21 protein-coding genes, 1 tRNA gene and 1 pseudogene are annotated in these 21,304 nt (G+C 50.7%); 10 read left to right on the top strand and 13 right to left on the bottom strand.

Annotated features, from left to right (window positions below):
• Positions 1-12 precede the first annotated feature (12 nt).
• Positions 13-819 (bottom strand): SAM-dependent methyltransferase, encoded by an 807-nt coding sequence (locus DC28_RS01260; protein ID WP_037544775.1) that lies wholly within the window; start codon positions 817-819, stop codon positions 13-15.
• A 12-nt stretch (positions 820-831) separates the two neighbouring features.
• Positions 832-1,626, bottom strand: coding sequence for a TIGR00282 family metallophosphoesterase (locus DC28_RS01265; RefSeq protein ID WP_037544777.1), 795 nt, complete (start codon positions 1,624-1,626; stop codon positions 832-834).
• An 89-nt stretch (positions 1,627-1,715) separates the two neighbouring features.
• Between DC28_RS01265 and DC28_RS01270 the strand changes: the two genes are divergently transcribed.
• Positions 1,716-3,056, top strand: coding sequence for an MFS transporter (locus DC28_RS01270; protein WP_238565739.1), 1,341 nt, complete (start codon positions 1,716-1,718; stop codon positions 3,054-3,056).
• 253 nt (positions 3,057-3,309) lie between these two features.
• Here the strand turns inward: DC28_RS01270 and rny are convergent, their stop codons facing one another.
• The 5 genes from rny to DC28_RS01295 all read right to left on the bottom strand — a co-directional run bounded on the left by rny (position 3,310) and on the right by DC28_RS01295 (position 8,502).
• On the bottom strand, positions 3,310-4,839 hold the full coding sequence (rny, locus tag DC28_RS01275) for a ribonuclease Y (RefSeq protein WP_037544781.1): 1,530 nt from the start codon (positions 4,837-4,839) through the stop codon (positions 3,310-3,312).
• Positions 4,840-4,913: 74 nt separating this feature from the next.
• Positions 4,914-6,098 (bottom strand): glycine C-acetyltransferase, encoded by a 1,185-nt coding sequence (locus tag DC28_RS01280; protein WP_037544783.1) that lies wholly within the window; start codon positions 6,096-6,098, stop codon positions 4,914-4,916.
• A gap of 25 nt (positions 6,099-6,123) precedes the next feature.
• Positions 6,124-7,434 carry a Gx transporter family protein gene (locus DC28_RS16075; RefSeq protein WP_081941764.1) on the bottom strand — a complete coding sequence of 437 codons (1,311 nt, stop codon included), beginning with the start codon at positions 7,432-7,434 and terminating at the stop codon, positions 6,124-6,126.
• Positions 7,435-8,400: a TIGR01212 family radical SAM protein gene (locus tag DC28_RS16000; protein ID WP_063135610.1), complete on the bottom strand. Its 966-nt coding sequence runs from the start codon at positions 8,398-8,400 to the stop codon at positions 7,435-7,437. It lies immediately after the preceding gene.
• A gap of 28 nt (positions 8,401-8,428) precedes the next feature.
• Positions 8,429-8,502: transfer RNA gene (locus DC28_RS01295), tRNA-Arg, on the bottom strand.
• A 116-nt stretch (positions 8,503-8,618) separates the two neighbouring features.
• On the opposite strand from DC28_RS01295, the gene DC28_RS01300 reads away from it, so the two are divergent.
• From DC28_RS01300 to DC28_RS01340, 9 genes are all read left to right on the top strand, one after another.
• Complete coding sequence (locus tag DC28_RS01300) at positions 8,619-8,855, top strand: hypothetical protein (RefSeq protein WP_037544785.1); 237 nt, start codon at positions 8,619-8,621, stop codon at positions 8,853-8,855.
• Positions 8,856-8,863: 8 nt separating this feature from the next.
• Positions 8,864-9,451 (top strand): Maf family protein, encoded by a 588-nt coding sequence (locus DC28_RS01305; protein ID WP_037544787.1) that lies wholly within the window; start codon positions 8,864-8,866, stop codon positions 9,449-9,451.
• A gap of 168 nt (positions 9,452-9,619) precedes the next feature.
• Positions 9,620-10,573: a 30S ribosomal protein S2 gene (gene rpsB, locus DC28_RS01310; RefSeq protein WP_037544788.1), complete on the top strand. Its 954-nt coding sequence runs from the start codon at positions 9,620-9,622 to the stop codon at positions 10,571-10,573.
• A 10-nt stretch (positions 10,574-10,583) separates the two neighbouring features.
• Positions 10,584-11,429, top strand: coding sequence for a translation elongation factor Ts (gene tsf / locus DC28_RS01315; RefSeq protein WP_037544791.1), 846 nt, complete (start codon positions 10,584-10,586; stop codon positions 11,427-11,429).
• 100 nt (positions 11,430-11,529) lie between these two features.
• A complete protein-coding gene (gene frr / locus DC28_RS01320) occupies positions 11,530-12,084 on the top strand; it encodes a ribosome recycling factor (protein WP_037544793.1) in 555 nt (184 codons plus the stop codon).
• 8 nt (positions 12,085-12,092) lie between these two features.
• On the top strand, positions 12,093-12,884 hold the full coding sequence (gene uppS / locus DC28_RS01325; protein WP_238565740.1) for a polyprenyl diphosphate synthase: 792 nt from the start codon (positions 12,093-12,095) through the stop codon (positions 12,882-12,884).
• Between the two features lie 4 nt (positions 12,885-12,888).
• Positions 12,889-13,731 (top strand): phosphatidate cytidylyltransferase, encoded by an 843-nt coding sequence (locus DC28_RS15040; RefSeq protein ID WP_052078309.1) that lies wholly within the window; start codon positions 12,889-12,891, stop codon positions 13,729-13,731.
• A gap of 21 nt (positions 13,732-13,752) precedes the next feature.
• Positions 13,753-15,111 (top strand): RIP metalloprotease RseP, encoded by a 1,359-nt coding sequence (gene rseP, locus DC28_RS01335; protein ID WP_037544795.1) that lies wholly within the window; start codon positions 13,753-13,755, stop codon positions 15,109-15,111.
• A gap of 1 nt (position 15,112) precedes the next feature.
• On the top strand, positions 15,113-17,356 hold the full coding sequence (locus tag DC28_RS01340) for a WD40 repeat domain-containing protein (RefSeq protein ID WP_037544797.1): 2,244 nt from the start codon (positions 15,113-15,115) through the stop codon (positions 17,354-17,356).
• Between the two features lie 152 nt (positions 17,357-17,508).
• On the opposite strand, the gene DC28_RS01345 is transcribed toward DC28_RS01340, so the two are convergent.
• The 6 genes and pseudogenes from DC28_RS01345 to rpsR form a co-directional block, all read right to left on the bottom strand.
• Positions 17,509-17,790 carry a late competence development ComFB family protein gene (locus tag DC28_RS01345; RefSeq protein ID WP_037544799.1) on the bottom strand — a complete coding sequence of 94 codons (282 nt, stop codon included), beginning with the start codon at positions 17,788-17,790 and terminating at the stop codon, positions 17,509-17,511.
• A 32-nt stretch (positions 17,791-17,822) separates the two neighbouring features.
• Positions 17,823-17,903, bottom strand: a pseudogene (locus tag DC28_RS16900) (hypothetical protein); the annotation flags it as partial.
• A 111-nt stretch (positions 17,904-18,014) separates the two neighbouring features.
• Positions 18,015-19,343: a replicative DNA helicase gene (gene dnaB / locus DC28_RS01350; protein WP_037544800.1), complete on the bottom strand. Its 1,329-nt coding sequence runs from the start codon at positions 19,341-19,343 to the stop codon at positions 18,015-18,017.
• Positions 19,344-19,370: 27 nt separating this feature from the next.
• Complete coding sequence (rplI, locus tag DC28_RS01355) at positions 19,371-19,958, bottom strand: 50S ribosomal protein L9 (protein WP_037544802.1); 588 nt, start codon at positions 19,956-19,958, stop codon at positions 19,371-19,373.
• Positions 19,939-20,931, bottom strand: a complete 993-nt coding sequence (locus tag DC28_RS01360) for a hypothetical protein (RefSeq protein ID WP_037544803.1) — start codon at positions 20,929-20,931, stop codon at positions 19,939-19,941. The genes rplI and DC28_RS01360 overlap by 20 nt, the downstream gene beginning before the upstream one ends.
• 50 nt (positions 20,932-20,981) lie before the next feature.
• Positions 20,982-21,287, bottom strand: a complete 306-nt coding sequence (rpsR, locus tag DC28_RS01365) for a 30S ribosomal protein S18 (RefSeq protein ID WP_037544805.1) — start codon at positions 21,285-21,287, stop codon at positions 20,982-20,984.
• Positions 21,288-21,304 lie beyond the last annotated feature (17 nt).

Here is a 21,304-nt window from a genome sequence, read left to right on the forward strand (position 1 = left end):
TAGATTCAAGCCTTAATTGCCAGATTTCATGGTCATCAGAAAAAAATACTCCTGATTGCCCTTCGCCCCCGGAACCCCCGATGGCAGAACCTCAAGAATCTGAACCCCTTCACGGCTGAGTCTACTCCTGACATCCTCGAGAATATCCGGGATTTCATCCTCGGAAACAATACCTTCAAAGTCGTCCGACCATCCACCGCCGGTTCTTCCTCGATGTTTCGACGCATACCGCCGCTCGAATTGCGGTTTAATGAGGGCCAGGAGCAAACCCTTTGTACTACTAGCGAGTAATGCTGAAGCGGCTCCCTGGATGCTTCGGAAGCTTAAATCTGCTGTACAAAACCATGGAGCAGGATCAATCCTTCCCTGACGGATGAGCTCCTCTACGTCCAGAACATTACAGCGCTCTAGCACCGTGACCCGGGGATCCGTCCGCAGCCGGTAATCTAGTTGGTTATACCCCACATCCAGGCAGTACACCCGGGAGGCCCCCGCCTGAAGAAGAAAATCGCTGAACCCTCCCGTGGATGCTCCGGCATCCAGCACGTATGCCCCTGAAGGATCCAAGGGAGGATACCGCTCCAGGAGGTAGGGAAAAACTGAAGCAATCTTGTCACCACCTCGGGATACATAGCCCCCGCCCCGGTGTTCCAGAAAACTATCCTCCGACACCACCTGTTTGGGATCTTTCACCCCGGTGCCGTTCACCCGGATCTCTCCGCATAGGATCCAGGCATAGAGGGTCTTCTTCTCTTCCTCAGGGTACCGCCTCATCAGAAGGGTTAACAGGGGAACCCTAGGGGGTCTCGTACTAGCCATAGAGTATTCCGATCAGACGAGGGATTGCTCTTTGATACGTCGTATCCACCGTGCCCTTCTTGTTTCTCCATCCAGCCCCAGCACGACCCCGTGCACCACCGCAGGCGTTTGAGCCACCTCGCTCTTCAGGGGAAGCTGGGTTAGACTGCGCCGAATGCCTGTTTCCGGATCGAACCCGATAATGCTGTTTCGCGGCCCGGTCGCCCCGAGATCTGAGATATATGCGGTACCCCGGGGTAGAATACGTTCATCAGCGGTTTGTATGTGGGTATGAGTTCCTACCAAAGCAGAAATCCTTCCATCCAAATCGAAGGCCAGGGCTTCCTTTTCTTCCGGCGCCTCGGCATGCATATCAATGAGCACGATATCCGCCTTGCCTTCTATTTTTTTTATCAGGTCCCGAGCCTTACGGAAGGGGCAATCAATGGGCCACATACGCATACGTCCCTGGAGATTCAGAACTGCAAACCGAACCCCATGCTTCTCTACGATGACAGCCCCGGTTCCCGGTGCCCCGGGGGGATAGTTCGCCGGCCTCAGCAGGGTGGGATGATCCTTCATATAGGGGATTATCTCACGTTGCTGCCACACATGGTTTCCTGTTGTGATGATATCCGCCCCGGCAGCAAATAAGCTGTCTGCTATTTCCGGGGTGATTCCAAAGCCGTCGGCAGCGTTTTCGCCGTTGATCACAATTAAATCCGGGTTATACCCTCTCTTCAAATTAGGAAGCATCGAAACAATTGCCCGTATTCCTGGCTGTCCAATTATATCCCCAATAAACAATACTGTTAGTTCTTTATCCACACCGCGTCCTTTCAGGAGTATCGAGACAAATCATCATACCCTAACAAAAAGATTGTACACAACCAGGAACGGAGGCATATACTATGACCATGAAAGGCTACTACAAAATAACCATCCTAATCGGATTAGGATTCTTCACCATGGGATTAATGGATCCCCTCTACGATGCGTACGTACCTGCATTTCTGGATGATTATCTGGATTCAAAATTCCTCATCGGCCTGATTATGACCCTGGATAATGTATTTGCCCTCTTCTTAATCCCCCTGGTTGCATCATTATCTGACCGAACCAACACCCCCATCGGCCGACGGATGCCCTATATTCTGGTCACCGTACCATTGTCCGGGATTTTCTTCAGCCTTCTTCCCTACGGCGCGACGCCCTACGGAACCATCACCGTCCTCATCCTGATTATCTTCTTATTAAATCTAGCGAAACAAGCAGCCAGGGGGCCGGTTGTAGCCCTCATGCCCGACCTTGTACCCGCCAACCTGAGAAGTGAGGCGAACGGCGTTATTAACACCATGGGGGGGATCGCAGCCATCGTGGGTACGGTGGTCCTCGCTCCTATGATGGATATTTCCATTGATCTACCATTGATTGGTAATACCCTGAGGAAGCTCCCCTTCCTCATCTCCGGGGTATTGGTAATCCTCGCTACCATCTTGCTCTTCATATTTGTGAAGGAAAAGAAACATGCTCAAAAGAATTCCTCTGAGAGTCCGGAAGAACCGGTAAAAACAGCCGATTCTCTGCGAAAGGTATTCGGTATTAACGGTGATCCGAGCGCTGCCTTAATACTCCTTTCCCTGTTTTTCTGGTTTCTTGCCTACCAGGGCATCCTTCCCTTTGTAACCATATACAGCAAAGATATACTAGGGGTTTCCGAGGGGCTTGCAGGACTCAGCCCGGGTTCGGTGGCAATCGCCTATGCACTCTTCGCCATACCCTCGGGGATCCTGGCCCACCGTATCGGAAGACGTCGGGTTATAACCATAAGCTTGAGAGGGATCATCGTTGTCCTTGGCCTTGTTTTCATCCATGATCCGCTGACCTCGTTCTTCGGACTTTCAAGCCAAGTCAGCTGGATAACCTTTCTTGTCCTGTTCTTCTGTTTCGGGATCTTCTGGGGAAGTATAGTCACCAACTCATTTCCAATGTTATGGCAAATGGCGAGCTTTACTACCATGGGCATTTATACGGGGCTCTATTATTTTTTCAGTCAGGGCGCCGCCATTCTCAGCCCCTTACTTTCCGGGGGCTTAATCGACGTATCCACCCGGGTGTTCGGGCCCGAGGTGGGACTGCGGAGCATTTTTCTCTACGGAATCATATGTATGGCCGTGGCAATGCTCCTCATGGCTCGGGTAAAAGCCGGGGAAGCAACGGATCTCCCAGCAGAGCCCCAGACGCCCCAGGCAGACTAGACCTCCGCGGCAGGCGACTCTTCTTGGTTGATGCAGAGTCTCACCTATGGTCTGCACCCGGGCTGATACCAGGGTGACACCCGGGCATCCCGCACCGCCGAGGACGGCAGCCCAGGCTGTCGTCCCAGTGCTACCCCTAGGGCGAAGCAACACTATCCTCGGATCAACTCATGACATACAAAGGGCTGCCCGATTAATCAGGCAGCCCCGTATTCTTTTCGCTCGATTCTATCTCTGTCTTCCCAGGACCAGATTACCGTGCGTATTCCACAATCCGAGTTTCCCGGATCATAGTTACCTTGATCCGCCCAGGGTACCGCAACTCATTCTCGATACGTTTCGCGATAGCACGGGCTATGTCTCTGGCCTCCAGGTCACTCACCTTCTCATGGTCAACCATGATCCGCAGCTCCCTGCCGGCTTGAATGGCATAGGCCTTATCGACACCATCAAAATCCTCGGCGATTTTCTCCAGGTTTTCCAACCGCTTGATGTAGTTATCCAGGGTCTCACGACGAGCCCCGGGACGACTGGCGCTGATCGCATCGGCAATCTGAACGATAACCGACTCGACACAGCTATGGGGAACATCCCCATGGTGGGCTGCGATAGCATTGATCACCTTGGGATCTTCACCCATTCGTTTGACCAATTCCACCCCCAACTCTACATGGTTGGAATCTCCGTCGGACTCGATTCCCTTTCCGATATCGTGGAGCAATCCCGCCCGCTTAGCGATCTCGGTATCAGCACCAATCTCAGCGGCAATCATGCCGGCAAAGATAGCGACTTCCTTACAGTGGGCTAGGACATTCTGTCCGTAACTTGTACGGAATACCAGCCGCCCAAGGCCGCGAATCCCCTCGGGTTTCATGTGATGAATCCCAAGGTCAAAGAGAACCTTTTCGCCCTCTTCGTAGATAAACTGACTGATTTCCTGGGTTACCTTCTGAACAACCTCTTCTATACGGGTAGGATGAATCCTTCCATCAGATATCAGCCGCTCTAAGGACCGCCGGGCAATCTCCTTACGCACCGGGTCAAAACACGATACCACCACCGCTTCCGGGGTGTCATCAATGATTACATCCACACCGGTAAGTGTTTCCAGGGTTCGGATATTCCGCCCCTCGCGCCCGATAATCCGGCCCTTCATCTCATCGTTGGGCAAGGATACTGACGCCACCGTAACCTCAGCATTGACCTCACTGGTCATCCGCTGAATGGTACTGATGAGGATTTCCCGGCCCTTTCGCTCCGACGTCAACTGAGCTTCCTGCTCAATCTTGTTAATAAGACCCTGGGCATCATGCCGAGCCTCATCTTCCATGGAGGCAATGATGAGCTTTTTCGCTTCATCGGTGGTCAGGCTCGAAATTCGCTCAAGTTCATTGCGCAAATCCTCTTCAGCCCGGCCTAATTCTGCCTCTCTATCCTGTATTTTCCTCTCGCGGTCAGCAAACAGCTGCTGCTGTCTCTCGACATAAGCAATTTTACTATCTAGGTTTTCTTCTTTCTGGATAAGACGCTTCTCGAACTTCTGCTGTTCCTGTCGTCTTTCCCTGAGTTCTTTCTCCTGTTGATTTCGTTCCCGTAGTAATTCATCTTTTGTTTCTATAACCAATTCCCGTTTTAGGGCTTCGGCGTCTTTTACTGCGTCTCTCTTTAGCCTCTCGGATCTTTGTTCCGCTGAGGAAAGTTGAAATCTGGCGTAAAGCCATCGGATTGTCCAACCTAGAATTATACCGGCAAGAGGAAGGGATATCCAAAGTACTACTTGCATATACACCCTCCGCGTTGCACTATTGTTTCAAAAGTAGGAGAAATACATCCATTTGTCAAGAATAAATATGAGGATTAGGTTAACTGCTTCACCCCATCGCGAAAGGCCTGAACCACCTCTTCTAACTCCTGAATATCGTGAGCAGCACTCATCTGTAACCGGATGCGTGCCTTCCCCCGGGGGACCACGGGAAAACTGAAGGAAACAACAAAAATACCGCGTTTTTGCAGGTACTGAGCAAGCTTGGCGGCTAATTGGGCATCACCGAGCATAATCGGAATTATGGGGTGGTCCTCAGCGGAAATGGTAAACCCTTCCTCGGTAAGCCGTCTACGCATGTACCGGGTATTTTCCCAGAGTCGCTCCAGCCTATCAGGCTCATCCCCGAGAATCTCGAGGGCCTTTCTGCTCCCTGCAACGATAGGCGGAGCCAAGGAATTGGAGAAGAGATAGGGCCTGGATCGCTGTCGGAGATACTGGACAATCTCCTTCCTTCCAGATGTAAAGCCGCCGCTGGCACCTCCAAGGGCCTTACCCAGGGTTCCGGTAACAATATCAACCGAATCCTGTACCCCGAAGGCCCAGGGAGTACCCCGGCCGTCGGGCCCGTAAAAGCCGAAGGCGTGACTATCGTCCACCATCACCAGGGCATTATAGATTCCAGCAAGCTCACAGATTCCCTCCAGGGGCGCAATGGTTCCGTCCATGGAGAACACGCCGTCAGTCGCAATGAGCACGAATCGCGCCTCTTCCTCCTTTGCCCGCTCCAGGTTTTTCTGTAGATCCGCCAGATTGCGGTTTTTATACCGGTAGCGCTTCGCCTTGGAGAGCCTGATACCATCAATGATACTGGCATGGTTTAACTCATCAGAAATGATGGCGTCTTCCTCACCCAGGAGGGTTTCAAACAGCCCTCCGTTGGCATCAAAACAGGAGGAATACAGGATGGTGTCTTCGGTTCCCAAAAACCGGGAGATATCGGATTCCAGGGCCTTGTGGGCATCCTGGGTTCCACAGATGAAACGCACCGACGACATACCGTAGCCGCGGTGTTTCAGCCCTTCGATGGCGGCGGATACAATCGGTTCGTAGTTCGACAGACCCAGGTAGTTGTTTGCGCAGAGATTGATCCAAGTACCCTGGGAGACGCGTACCCGTCCGTCCTGGGGACCGGTAATGGCAGTTTCATCCTTCCAAAGTCCGGCCTCTTGTATCTGCGTTAATTGATCCTGAAGATAGGTGGTGTACAAATGGTTCATACCCTATTGTATCCCATTCCGGCTTTTACATGAATAAGAAAATCCAAAGGACTGCATGCATGCCGAGCAAAGCGATCCAAACAAGGAGGGGTGTGGTGTATGTCTCCGAACCTGCCCCGGTGGGGTCAGGTTTTTCATCCACCTTTTCATAGCTGGAAAAGAGCACCCCATCAATAATAGAAATAAACCTCCGGGAACGGATCTTCCTCCGGTGGTCATTGATGGCCTCGTAGGAAGAAAATAACCGGGTGAGCAGCCGCCCCACAACCCCGGGAAGATTAAGATGGGGCTGAACCATTCCGAGGGACAGAAAGACAAAGCCGATCAGGGTGAGGGCCTTATACGCCCCGCCCAGCAATGCACCCTGGGTAACCCGGAGTCCGAGGACCTCCAAGATCACCCTGCCCGAGGGCTGAAGCACATGAAATGCGGTAATAGTGATAAAGAGGGTGAGAAAGTAGCTTACCCGTATCTTCTTTCCTGTCCCGGTGGCAATTAGTCCCAACACCGCCACCTGAAGTAGGCGCGGTATGAGTTCATCCTCCAAAAAAAACGCAATCATCCCGACCAGTCCGGTAACAAAGAAAAGCCGAGGATCGGTTTTCAGAACAATGAAGGAGCGCACTTCCCTTCTCCAGCTGCGGATTTGGGAGCTCCATCGGAATCGGGGGCTTTTCTTCCCGAGCGGCGGTGAGTCGGACGGATCCGTCGCCACCGGCGCCTCAGAACGAAGCTCCTCGGGCGTGACCGGTACTACCACTGGCCATCCAGGAAGTCGGGCATGAGAATCACCATATTCAGAAACAAACCACCCGAACCAGCGGGACTGCCGGGCGAATACCTGGGCAAACCACCCCATAACAAACCCGGTAGCTGTGCCCATCCCGAGAAAATACGGGACAATGACCCAGGCCGTCTGTCCGAAAATAATGGTTAACGACAACCCGGCCTGGACGAGATTACTCGCCAGTGCCCCGGCTAAACTAATGCCGATGTAGGAAATCGATCGTGGGAAGATCCGGTACATGCCGAACATGACCAGCACACTCGCCAGGGTCCCGCCCAGGGAGAAAAGGAACACGTAGCTGGCCAAGGTTCCGTTTATTAGTCCCTGGCCTAAAACCTTTAAAAACGAAAGCAAAAAAATCTCCCTGAAACCAAGGACCCCGAGACTCAACAGGATAGGTAAATTCGCCAGTCCTAGGCGGAAAAAGGGCACGGGTTTGGGAAACAGGTACTCGATGGTGCTGAGAAAGAGCGAAAGCCCGCCGAGAAAGGCTATCATCTGTATTCGGCCCAGATGCTCAGCTCCATGTTGCCGGGGTATTCGGGGCATCTACGGCACCTCCTGGTAGGCTTGGCCTTGGCTGAGCCCCTGGGTAACCATATAGTCCGCCACCCGCTGGGATAGGGCATAGTTCTTAATCCCTCCCCACCGAGGTGCCAGAATCATATCCTGGGGTGCATCGTTGGCTAAGCGCTCAATGACCAGGTCGGGTCGCATGGCCTGGATGGCCCGGGACAGGACCGGGATATACTGATCCAGGGTGTAGAGGGTGGGTTTCTGGCCCTGGGGCCACCGATCCTTCAGGTAGTGCTCCGCCATGGGGCTTCCCTTCAGAATCTGGAGGTGGTGGATTTTCACGCCATGGGCACCCCACCTGCTTATTCGCGTTCCATGGCGTACCTGCTGTTCCAGGGTTTCTCCCGGAAGCCCGAGGATCAGGTGGGCACAAACCCGCAGGCCTGAGTCCACGGCCTGCTCCACTGCGGCTTTGCTCTGTTCGGGACTATGCCCCCGGTTAATCAAGGTCAGTGTGGAGGCCTCGGTGGTTTCGACCCCTAGTTCCAGGGTGATTTCTTTTTGGTATTCGTTTTGCAAGGCGTGTAATACCGCTACTATCTCCGGGGAGATACAATCCGGCCGGGTAGCAACGGATACCCCGAGGATCTCGGGCATTTCTAGTACCTGACGATACATGTTCTCCAGGACGGAAGGGTCCCCATAGGTGTTAGAGTAACTCTGAAAATAGGCGATGTATCCTTGATCTCGATACTTGCCGTCAAAGAAGGATATTCCAGAGCGGATTTGACCCGGCACATCCCGGATGGTACGGCAGTACTCCGGCCGAATACTGGATATGCTGCAGTAGGTACACCCCCCTGTCCCCAGGGATCCGTCTCTATTTGGGCAGGTGAAGCCGGCGTCGATACCCACCTTCTGTACCCGGCGTCCGTAACGTTTCCTGAGGTAGGATGAATAGGTGATGAATGGGACGGATTCTTGGGTCACTGATGTCATGAAAGTACCTAGGGTGGGGATGGGAATCTGAGTTCGGCGGGATTCGAACCCACGACCTTCGCCTCCGGAGGGCGACGCTCTATCCAGCTGAGCTACGAACCCAATTCCAACAGGGGTTATAGTAGAGTACTTGAGGAACTTGGTCAATAACTCGGGGAAAACTCTCTGGCCGCAAGTCCTGCTTGACAAACCGACGTCAGTTGCAAACCATAGAGCCTATGAAATTAACCCAGAAAAACTGGAACATACTTGCGCGGTTTTTGTTCCTCGGATTAATTGCAGGCACCCTGGCCTGGCAGCTGGTTGAGCTGGGAATCCAAGCCGCAGGCTCCTCCTTCTCTCTCACTGCCGGGCCTATCGGATTCTCTCTGGGCTTCCTTGAGATTTCCATGATGGTTAATCCCGGAAGCTTTTTGGGATTGGCATCGGGGTTCCTCCTGTTTCTCCGGGCGTAAGGAAGATTATGAAGCAGATCATGCCCTTTGTTCTGGGGAGTGCATCTCCGCAACGCCACCACCTGGTGGAACAACTCGGTCTGACATTCCGGGTGGTGGTATCCCATGCCGATGAGACCATGGATTCCCAGGCTTCCCCAGAGCGTCTCGTCCAGGACCTTGCCCAAGAAAAACAACGCTGCATCCTCGCGGAGGCTGAAGTGGATACCAACCGAGAACTATTATTGACTGCGGATACCTTGGTATTCGTCCAAGGTAGAGCCCTGGGGAAACCGGAGTCAGCCGATGAGGCTCACGCCTATCTCTCGATGTTATCTCACCGATGTCATGAGGTTCTTACCGGTGTGGCCATGAAAGGCCCGGGGGTGGACCGTTTATTCAGTGTGACCACCAAGGTATTCTTCTCGGCCCTGTCCCCCGGCGATATTCATTGGTATTTGGAGCAGGGGGAATGGAAGGGCGCTGCCGGAGGGTACCGCATCCAGGGCAGCGGTTCTGCCTTCATCTCACATATCGAGGGCAGCCACACCAATGTGGTAGGCTTGCCTTTACGGGAGATATATGGCATTCTCAGGTCCATCAATTTCTGGAAATGAGCTGTCAGCTCCAATCCGGAAAAATTTCCGATCTATCCTTATGAATAGATTCGAGACAAAAGCGAAGGATGCTTAGTATTCCTCTTAGTACCGCTCCAGCATGAATAGACGAGCATGGCTCGTGTTATTCTTTGGTCCGTGTCGAGAATACAAGCAGAGGAGGAACAATTGGCTGTAGTAACTATGAAGAACCTGCTGGAATCAGGGGTTCATTTTGGCCACCAAACAAAGCGCTGGGATCCGAGAATGAAAAAGTTCATTTTCGCTGAGCGCAACGGAATTCACATCATCGACTTGCAGAAGACCATCGTCTGCATTAAGGAAGCCTACGAGGCTGTCCGCCAAACCGTACTGGCTGGGAAATCAGTCCTCTTTATCGGTACGAAAAAACAAGCTCAACAGGCTATCCAGCAAGAAGCTGAGCGTTGCGGTATGTTCTACGTGAACAATCGTTGGCTCGGTGGTATGCTCACCAACTTTTCTACCATCACCAAGAGTCTTCAGCGTCTTAAAAAGCTGGACAAGATGGAAGTTGATGGTACATTTGAAAGTCTCACGAAAAAAGAAATTGCAAAAATCAATAAGGAACGGGGCAAGCTCGAGAAGAACCTAGGCGGAATCAAAGAGATGAAAGAGCTGCCTGGGATTATCTTCATCATAGATACCCGCAAGGAAGCTATCGCTGTAGCTGAAGCCCGCCGTATGGGAATCCCCATTGTTGCTGTGGTGGATACAAATTGTAATCCCGAAGGAATTGACTTCCCGATCCCCGGTAACGATGATGCTATCCGCGCAATCACCCTATTTACCCAGATTATCGCTAACGCTGTAGTTGAAGCTGATAACGAAGCCGGCCTCCAAGTAATTGAAAGCCTTCAGGATGACGAAGACTACGACAACGATGAGGGATACGCCGAGGGCCGCGAAGACGAGATGCCCACTGCCCCTGTTGGAGGAGAGGCCTACGAAAAGGGCAGCGAGGATGACGATAGCTTCACCGATGAGGATTACTCTAACTACACCCCCGAGGAGAAAGAACGTCCTGCCCCTCCCAAGAGTGTAGAAGATGTGGTTGCCGATGAGGCTGGTATCGACGAAGACAAACTCTACGAAGAGGACTAAGGAGAATTTCATGGCAATTAACGCAGCAGATGTAAAACGCCTCCGGGAAAAAACCGGAGCCGGGATGATGGATTGTAAAAAAGCCCTGGTAAAGGCTGACGGCGATTTCGACCGTGCTGAAACCATCCTTAAAGAAATGGGTCTCGCGGCGGTCGCAAAGCGTGCCGACAGAAGCGCCGATGAGGGCCGGGTATTTACCTACGTTTCACCTCGAATCGCCGGGATCATGGAGCTTTCCTGTGAAACCGACTTTGTGGCGCGAAACGAACAGTTTGCTGAAACCGGGACCGGTATGATTAAGGATGCCGTTGAGTCCAATAAAAATGCCGATGATGCCGGCCTTCAGGCTAAGGCCACCGAACTGGCAACCACGATTAAAGAGAACATTCAACTGCGCCGCCTCGAAAAAATGGAGGCTGATGCTACTGAAAAAATCTTCGACTACATCCATGGCGAGGCTGGATCTGTGGGGGTATTGGTAAAACTCCGGGCAGACAAGGCGGCACTGCTGTCCGATGAGCAGGTCCTGACTCTTGGGAAGGATCTCACCTTGCATGCAGCGGCCTTCAATCCCCCCTACCTAAACGAGAGTAAGGTAGAATCCAGCTATTTGGCGGAACAGGAGCGGATTTTCCAAGCTCAAGCGGCAAACATGGACAAGCCGGCCCAGGTAATTCAGGGCATCGTAAAGGGCAAGCTTAACAAACACCTGAAAGAAATCTGCTTCACCGAGCAGGGGTTTGTTAAAGATGAAAAACGCTCAGTCGCCCAGGTACTTAAAGATCTAAGCAAAGAACTTGGCGGAACCATCGAACTGGTGGACTACCGGGTTTATCGAGCAGGTGAAGCACTCTAACACCTACTCGTCAAACAATGACCTTTCCTCCGGCAGGATAGCCATCCTGCCGGGTGGTAAGGCCCAAATTCTGTGATACAGTAACAGGAGGAGCTGAGCCATGAAAGAAGTCCTATCATCCGCAGATGATCGAATGAACAAGTCTGTTCATAACTTGGAAGAAGAATTTAACAGCCTACGGACCGGCCGTGCCAGTGCGGCGCTCTTTGACAGGATCAAGGTCGATTATTACGGAAGCCCTACCCCACTCAATCAAGTAGCAAATATTTCAATTCCAGAAGCAAGACTCGTTGTTATCCAACCCTGGGATAAAGGGGTCATAGGCGAAATTGAAAAAGCCATTCAAAAGTCGGAACTTTCTCTAAACCCATCCAGTGACGGAAAGGTGATTCGTCTCCAGATCCCCCCCCTTACCGAGGATCGTAGAAAAGAACTGGTTAAAATGGCGAAGAATATCGCCGAACAGTCCCGAGTAGCCGTCCGGAATATCCGCCGGGATGCCAACGACGAGCTTAAAAAGAAAGCCAAAGACGGGGATATTAGCGAAGATGAAGAAAAACGAGGTACTGATGAGATTCAAAGGTACACCGATAGTCACATTGAAAAGATTAATGTCCTGCTAGAAAAAAAAGAACAAGAAATCATGGAAGTATAATGGTAACCATGAGCCCCTCAGAACGGATGGTTCAACGTAAACTCGACCCTCACCTGCTTCCCAACCATGTTGGCATCATCATGGACGGAAATGGGCGGTGGGCAAGACAGCGGGGTCTACCTCGCACGGCCGGACACAAAGAGGGACTAACTGCCGCCAAGCGTGTTGTTAAAGCTGCTCGGTCTCTGGGGATTCCTTACCTCAGTCTATACACCTTTTCAACAGAAAACTGGAAACGGGCCCAGGAGGAAGTGAACTACCTCATGGGCCTTATTGCAGGTCATCTCCGGAAGGAATTCGATTTTTACCGTGAGAATGACATACGAGTGCTACATAGCGGCGACATCTCCGGGCTGCCTGGAGGCATTCAGGAGGAGATCCATTCAGTAACCCATGATACGCGGAATTTTTCCGGCATGACCGTCAATCTTGCAATAAATTACGGTGGACGAAATGAAATCTCCAGGGCATCTCGCCGTATACTTCGTTCGACCACCGAGAAAATAGCTGGGCTTCCCGAACCGATTTCCAGGGAAGCAGTCCTAAGGGTATTACACGATGCGGAAAGCCGCTTCGATGAGGAACAATTCTCCCAGGAGTTGGACCATCCAGAAATACCGGATGCTGATCTCATTATTCGCAGCGGCGGAGAACAGCGCCTGAGTAATTTTTTAATTTGGCAAGGCAGCTATGCAGAACTTCAGTTCGATAAAACGCTTTGGCCCGATTGGGATGAGGATCGTTTTTATAAGGCCATGGAGAATTTTCAGCACCGCTGCCGCCGCTTCGGAGGAACATAACCTGATGTCAAATGCTCTCCAGAGAATACTTCTATTCTTCATCGCCATACCGGCCCTGGCTGCCTTGATCATTTTTGATCCTACCGAGCATCTGCTTATTATTAACGCCCTGGCTTTGGCCGTTACCATAGGAGCGAGTATGGAAATGGCCAACCTACTTTCCCTGCCATGGAAACAGGAAAAACGGTTGGGATTGTTCTTCTGGGTGCTTAGCACCGCCCCGGTGGCCGTCAGTGTAGCCTCCCGAATTGTCTGGGGATCGGCTGGAGCGTTTATCGGGTTTGGGTTCGGTATCTCCTTTCTCTTTCTGTTTCTGCTAACTTCGAACAAAAACGATCTTTCTAAGGATCTGTTTCTTTTGCAAAAACTGAGTATCGTGTTTTTATACCCTGGTTTTTTTATGATCCATTTTTCCCTGCTCACCGATCTCCCCCAGGGAAAGGCCGCAGTGCTGTTGTTCCTAGCAAGCGTTTTTTTGAATGATTCCTTCGCCTATGCCGGCGGTAAACTATTCGGTAAAAACAGCCGCCGTCCCTTTAGCCTGAGTCCAAATAAAACCACTGTCGGTCTGGTCTTCGGTATTACAACCAGTTTGGCCGTGTTGATTGGCGGTTACTTTATTCTTCCGCAGTTGTTTCCTTCGGGGATTCTTGGGGCCATTATCCTTGGATTACTCATGGGCCCCGGTGTTGTCGCCGGTGATCTTATCGAGTCGGCTCTGAAACGGTCGGCCCAGGTCAAGGATACCGGCCACATCATTCCTGGAAGGGGTGGATTATTGGATTCTCTTGATTCGCCGCTTTTTACTGCCCCGATTTTTTACTACGGTCTCCTGCTGCTTCAGTAGGATTCATGATAGGATTTAACTATGATATTTCAAATTGTAATTGGATTAATAGGGCTCGGACTCTTAGTGTCAATTCATGAGTTCGGGCATTATATTGCCGCCAAAGCTACCGGTATTGGTGTAGAGGTGTTTAGCATCGGTTGGGGCAAAACCCTGTGGCGGCGGAATCTGAAGGATGGAAGCGAGTTCCGTCTTTCTCTGCTTCCCATTGGCGGGTATCTTCGGATGAAGGGGGAGTACCAGTTCCGTGACGCAATCCAGAAAGGCCTTCCCACCTTTCCTGATGAGGAAGGCGGATTTTTCTCTGCCCATCCCCTTAAACGTATTCTAGTCGCATCCGCCGGTCCACTGATTAATCTGTTATTCGCGGTTCTCATCTTCACTCTGATTCATCTCTTCGGGTTCAGCTATTCAACATTCTCCAATATCATCGTTCCGGTAGAACAGATCCTGCCGGGTCAGACGAGTCCGGCAATTCAAGCCGGCCTGAAACCCGGTGATAGAATCATATCCATCAATGACGGAAGCACCCCCTACTATTCAGATATTCAGGAGATAGTAGCTACCAATCCCCAGGAAGAGCTCCGGTTGACAGTCGAACGAGCCTCCGGTTCGGTAGAAGAGATACGTATCACACCAACCCTGGATCCAGATAGGGGCATTGGACTCATCGGTGTGCAACCCTATATTGAGCCGGTTATTGCTGATGTAGAAGGACCGGCCCTTGGAGCCGGTCTTAGAACAGGAGATACCATTACATCGGTAAATGGTACTGCCATCCGAAACACCGCCCAGTTGCAGGAAATACTATCATCCCATCAGGGCGCCTTTGAGATCGTATTTTTGAGGGATTCTGCGGAGATGACAGCAACAATCTACCCCGAGTACACCGAGGACGGGCAGCCCTATTTGGGTGTTGTTTTTCAAGCTGTCACTGCCCGGAAACCCGGGTTGCCATTATTCTCCGCCATCAGCACGGCCATTGCTGAAGTCTGGCGCACCTTATCCTTGACCATTGAAAGCCTCGGCATGCTTTTTCGGGGACTCATTAGACCGGAGAATGCCTTGAGTGGCCCACTGAGAATCACATCCATGGTTGGGGAGATCGCTACCAGCAGCATGAGTCAAGGATTAGGAACGGGTCTTCGGATAACGTTCCAGTTCCTTGCCTTTATAAGCATTGCCCTGGCATTTGGCAATCTGCTCCCGATTCCGGTTTTAGACGGCGGGCAAATTCTTATGTACCTCTTCGAATGGGTACGCAGAAAACCCTTATCCCCAAAACAAATTTCCTTATTCCAAACCATCGGAGCTGTCATCGTAATCGGACTTCTCGGGTTCGCCGTTTTCAGCGATTTATTATTCATAACTAGAGGTTGATATGCGTTCAGGTACCCTTCGTAGTTTTTTGTTATTTGTCTTTTGTTCAGCAATCAGTGTATTCCCCGGGTACTCCCAGGACAGCCAGGATAGCCTTATGCCCAATAGTGGGCATAATTCGGCTGTTTTAACATTGAGTAGTCCGAACCTCAGCCCGTTCGCCGCCTCAATGGCACAGGACGGCTCAATTCTAATCTGGAATGTCCAAGAAAACACCCTTGCCGACCGACTATTTGTCATGGAGGACAGGCCTTCCTTTTTAGTTGTCCACCCCCAGCGGCCAGAACTTTTTTTCGTAGCCCGGGGCAGCGATAACGGCTATCGAATAGAGGCCTGGAATTGGGAAAATCATCAGAAACTTTTTACCAAGCCAATCCCCGAGCTGCCCCTATCTATCGCCTACTCCCCGAATGGAACTCGAATTGTCGCAACCTACCCGCGCTGGGATAGTATCGGGTTGTATAATGCAAGCAACGGACGGGAGATACGGCAGATGACCTCAGGATATGGGATTGTTGATTTTGCTTCTATCTCATCCAGCGGCGCCAATATGCTCAGCTACCGCTCCAGTGCAGGGGAGTTCATTTATCACAGGATTGCCACCAATGAGGTGCTTGCAGAAGTAAAGACACTCCGTAATTTGAGATATCTCAACCTCTTTCCCAATAAACGCTTTGCCGTCGGTATCCTCAATGATTCGCTAGTCACCCTTGATACCGTGGATGGGTCCACAAAAAGTAGACTCGCCATCCCCCGTCTTCAAATTGCCTTTCCTCTCTCTGACACCCTGGTAGGCGCTATCATCAAGGAGGATGATCGCTATTTCATTCGATGGATTTCTGTCTCGAACGGCTCACTAACCCCAGCAGCAACCCCAAGACTGAGCAGAATCGAACAAGCCAACGGAATTTTTACAGTAGCCCAGGATCGTTTGATCGCAGGATTAACGACCGGCGGTATCGCAAGCCTTTCACCCGAGGAATCCGTCCAGATTGCAGTAAAAAGACCGGCAGCGATAAATTCATTTGCTCGGGCGGGTGGACAACTCTTCATTGGCTCACCTCAGGGGGTGTTCTTCCTTGACGAAACCCAGATTCTTTCACAACTGAGAGACCGTCAGGCCCAACTCCTCCAGTACCAAAAAGTAGATCTCCCCTTCTCTGGAGGAATACCTCGAATGTTCTCCCTTTCCGAGAATGACATTCTACTCTGGAATGCATCAAGCGCTTCCCGTATATGGCGGTTATCCTACCAAGAGGATACTACGCCGAGCATTTCAGCAATAACCGGAGTTCATTCAAAAACGATCACTAACCTAGGAGTAGAGGATCAATTTATTATCGTGTTCTTCCGTGATGGTTCACTTGAGGTATATGACCGTGATAATTATTCGCGAATACTCTCCTACTCCACTATTGGGTTGCAGGATGCCATAATCATTAACAACGACACTCTCCTGGTAGGGAAAACCCTTACCAGCGGCTTTAATTCTTCACTGTTAGCAATCAACCTATTTACCCAAGAAACCAGTGTTGTCCAAAGCCAGGATAAGGTGATTTTTGACCTCCAGAGCACAACTGACGGCAGCGAGTATTTTACCCACAGCATTAGTCAAAATTCCGATAATCAGGACTCTACCCTCCTGCGGAGATCTCATCCAACCTTAGCATTCCGTAATTCCATCCTGTCACGGTACTCCGGGGAGGACACAGGAGCATCCATGGCATACGATAGCGGCGTACTTTTTTCAAGTCTTGGCATGGATCAATTGATAAGCTGGGATGGCAGAAGAATTATGAGATTTGAAAAAACCCGCCGGCTCCCACGATCCATCATGCCTCTCGAAGGTTACGTAGCAGCAATAAACAGTGATGGTACCCTATCGGTCTGGAATACAAGAACGCGCCAGTTTTATGCCGAGCTCGTTCTATTAGAGAGCTCTGAAGTACTCATCCTGGGAGATAATAAGTCCATCCTGGTTGCATTAGCCTCCGATACCCCTCCGGCGGAGATTCCTGGGTTAACAGCAGAATATCTATCCACCCTTGTCCTTTTGGAGAACCTCAGAGTTCAATCCCCTTCGGAGAGAAATCCGGAAGCACCGCCGAACCAGGAACCGCCCCCCGCACCGGCAACCGGAGCGGACTCAATAGACCAAGAGTCCGATAGGCAATTTGCAGATCCTGACACTCAAATCCCTTCACCGGGGGAAACAGACGGTACCGATGATACTAGCGGAGAATAACGAGCCGTAAGGAGATCATAGTACGCGAAAGGTTAAAAACTACACCAGATATAGCGGAGCAATCAATAATTCTACCCATTGGTGGTGTCGCCGGGTTGTAAAGTTACAATCTTTTGCGCACTATATAAGCCTTTGCGCACCGTCTAAGAAGATTAGGTTCCACAGACCTTTTCCACGGCCTCGCCAACTGCTTTCTGCACATTACGGCGGTGCTGTTCTTCTAAGGCTGGTTCGTAGATTCTACCCAGGAGGGTAGCACGATACATCGGGGGCATCCGATTTAGGGCAAGGGCAGCGATGTCTAGAATATATTCTTCCTTCTGGAATTCCTGGGAAATGGTATTGTCTGCAATAAGACGTTCAATCTCTTCGAAAACCAAATGCTCCGCATGGTTATGTAGTTCTTCCAGGTTGTAATAATCCGCTAACCCCATGTTTGTCTCCTTAATGCATTGTACTGTAGGTGTTAGGTAGTGCACAAAAGGTTGTAAACGACACCAGATATAGCGGAGCACCCTATAATTCCACCCATGGTTGGTGTCCCCCGGGTGTAATGTTACAACCTTTTGCGCACTATAGTAAGTGTTATGGATTTTATCCACCGAGACAAGAACTTCCCATGCAGGCGCCGAAAAGGATAGGGCAAACAACGGAGAGTCTAGCGATTTTCTCCGGGTGCCAGGGATTCAAACTTTGTGTAGGATGGTAAGAAGGCGAGATGGACGGTACCCACCGGCCCGTTTCGCTGTTTAGCAACTATTAATTGGGTATCAATAACCTCTTGGGTTTGGGCCGATTCTCTATCGCCGACCCTCTCCCGGTGAATAAACATAACAACATCGGCATCTTGCTCAATCGAACCGGATTCCCGCAGGTTTGCCAGAGTCGGAACCTTGCCCTCCGTATCCCGAGAGACCTGGCTTAGTGCAACGATGGGTATATTTAATTCCCGAGCCAGACTTTTTAATGATCGTGAGATTTCTGCGATCTGCTCATGACGGGGTATATCCTTATTCTCAGCGGTAATCAAGGTAAGGTAGTCGATAAAAATTATTTTTACATCAAACTGGGCCTTCATTCGTCTCGCCTGGGCGCGCAGATCCAGCAGCTTCATATTGGGCGTATCTGCGATGAATAACGGTGCATCGTATATATGGCTTGCTGCATCTACCAGGCTCTGGAGGTCTGCCGGACGCAGGTAGCCCGTACGTAAGGACTGGCTCCCTATTCGTGCTACCATTGCAAAGATACGCTGCATTATTTGTTGATCAGACATTTCCAGGGTAAAAAACCCGGCTGCTATTTTTTGTACAATAGCAACGTTTACTACCATTGAGAGTGCGAGCGCCGTTTTCCCCATGGAGGGACGGGCCCCGACGATAATGAGCTCAGCATCCTGAAATCCGCTGAGCATATCATCCAGTTCATGGAATCCGGATGGTATGCCGCTGTAGCTCGTTTTTTCTTTATACACCTTTTCGATGTTGCTGAGGGCCGGCCCCACAAGATCACGGATCTGCCTAAAGGTTACCGTCTCCTGTTCGTCCGTAATCTCAAAGATTTTTCGTTCCGCTTCTTCCACGATAGTCCGTGCATCGTGGCTTTCGTCATACGCGTCGGTACTGATCTCTGCGCTAATTCGGAGTAGCCGTCGTCGTACTGAGCTCTCTTTAACTATTCTTGCATAGTATTCAATATTTGCAGAGGTTGGAACGATGGATGTAAGTTGGGAAATAAATGCCGGGCCACCCACTGAATCAATGAGTTTTTTTGCCTTCAGATCATCAGTGACGGTGATTAAATCGATAGGCTCACTTCTGTCGGACAGATCAATAATTGTCTGAAAGACTTTTTGGTGAGCCTGGCGATAAAAATCCTCGGGACGAAGAATCGGTATAATCCGACCCAATGCCTCCGAATCCAATAGTAAGGCGCCCAGGGTTGCAAGCTCAGCGTCATTATTGTGTGGTGGAACACGTCCTTCCATTAGCCTGCAACCTCCGGTTGTTTAGTACTATTGATCAGCTTCTTCGGTTGATTCTTCCTCCACTGAGGCTTCTGCAGCGACAGCTTCCTCTTCTCCAGCGGGCTCTTCAACCTCTTCTTTAACAGCCTGAGGCTCGGCAGCCTTCGGACTTGCAGGAGACTCCTCTGTTGCATCCGAAACAACCGATACTTTGAGCTCAGCCTCTTCATCGTTGTATAAATGCACGAGAAGTTTATAGTCGCCCAGGGCTTTCAGGGTATGTCCGGGAATTTCAATCTTCTTTCGCTCGATTTCAACGCCGATTTTTTCCAACTCTTCATGGATCATCTGGGCGGTAACAGCGCCGAAGAGCTTTCCGTTTTCACCAGCAGGCATCGGAAATACAAGCTTGGCCTCTTCAATTTTGACCTTATTGCTTGCAGCAGCCAGCCGCTTATCTTCTTTCCGTTTAGCGATCTGCTTCCGCTTCCCTTCCAGGATCGCCACATTGGCCCGGCTGTACATACTCACCAATCCACGGGGAATCAGAAAGTTTCGTGCATAACCAGGCTTCACCTCTAAAACATCGCCTTCTTCACCCAGATTTGGAATATCATTATTTAAAATTACCTTCATGCGCTTTACGCTCCTTTACTCGAAATGTATAGGTTATCCATGTCTCAGACAAACCAAGAAGGGGTAACCCAAGGGAAATAACTAGATTTACACCTGGTATAATCATACCAACTAATACCAGGACAGCCAATCCACCTTTTGGTGCAAGACCTCCACGGCGGTTAATGAGCCACGCCCAGAGAATGGCTAACCCCTGAACGCCGTAGATAAATCCGGCACATGATAAAATGGTCCAGACTACCAGCCCGAATACCAGGCCAGGATTAAACCGTAGATCAATCAACCCTAAAAATCCGGATACAATAAAGATCCACAACCAGACACGGTTGACTTGATACCGGCTGAACCCGATCCCCCAGGATTTTCGGTAATCACGGCTTGATACTAACCGTCCCAGGAAAAAGCCTCCCAGTACCATCACGGTGTTTCCAAGAGCATAGGTCCGTACCATGGCGTTCCCAAGAAACCGTATAAGGTCTTCGGTCCCTTGACCGCCGCCACCAGTCTCAAACAGTCCCTCAACCAACAAGCCGATGAACTCAAGAAACGGACCCTCTCGTAAAAAACGAACCATGAGGGGTGCTAGAATTACTGCGCCTGCCACCTGGAGAACCCCTAGAGAAACCGTCCAATGAAGCTTCCTCCGGGTGCTATTCAGCAGCACTAATCCACCGACCATGGCCGCAGGCATTAACATGGTAAGCCGCATTAGAGACGCGGTGGTATCTGCATCTATGGATCGAGCCAGATCGTACTCCAGAAGCAAAAACAGACTCACTAAGACCAATCCAGCCCCATAAAGCAGATTACCCAGTCCCCATCTCTCATGCACTAGTTGAAGGGGTATGAGAAAAATCCCCATGGTAAACCCGACGGAATATAACAGAACTGAAGCCATCCCCATGCCGAGAACATGCAGCCATGGCTGCTGTCCCAGGGAATGCCAAAAATTCTGTCCATGTTGGTTTGCCATCTTTACCCCTTCAATGATCTGCCTACCATGCAGTGCATGGTATCCCTTCCTTAGCCCATGGGCAGCAGGGCAAGAAACCGGGCTTTTTTAATCTCTCGTACCAGCCGTCTCTGATTTTTCGCAGAGGTGCCGGTAATACGACGGGGAAGAATTTTTCCCTTATCGGTAACAAATCGTTTTAGAACCTCGGGCTGCTTGTAATCAATGGTGAGATTCTGGGTTTTAATTTTATCGACTTTTTTTCGAAAAAAGGATTTTCCCTTCCCACCGCGAAACCCGCCTCGGCGTTCGCCGTCTCGACCATCCATGCCGTCCCGGCTATCATTATCACGCGTATTTCTTCTATCGTCTGCCATTCGTTTTACTCCTTACG

Source organism: Spirochaeta lutea (assembly GCF_000758165.1).
Lineage (GTDB): Bacteria > Spirochaetota > Spirochaetia > DSM-27196 > Salinispiraceae > Spirochaeta_D > Spirochaeta_D lutea.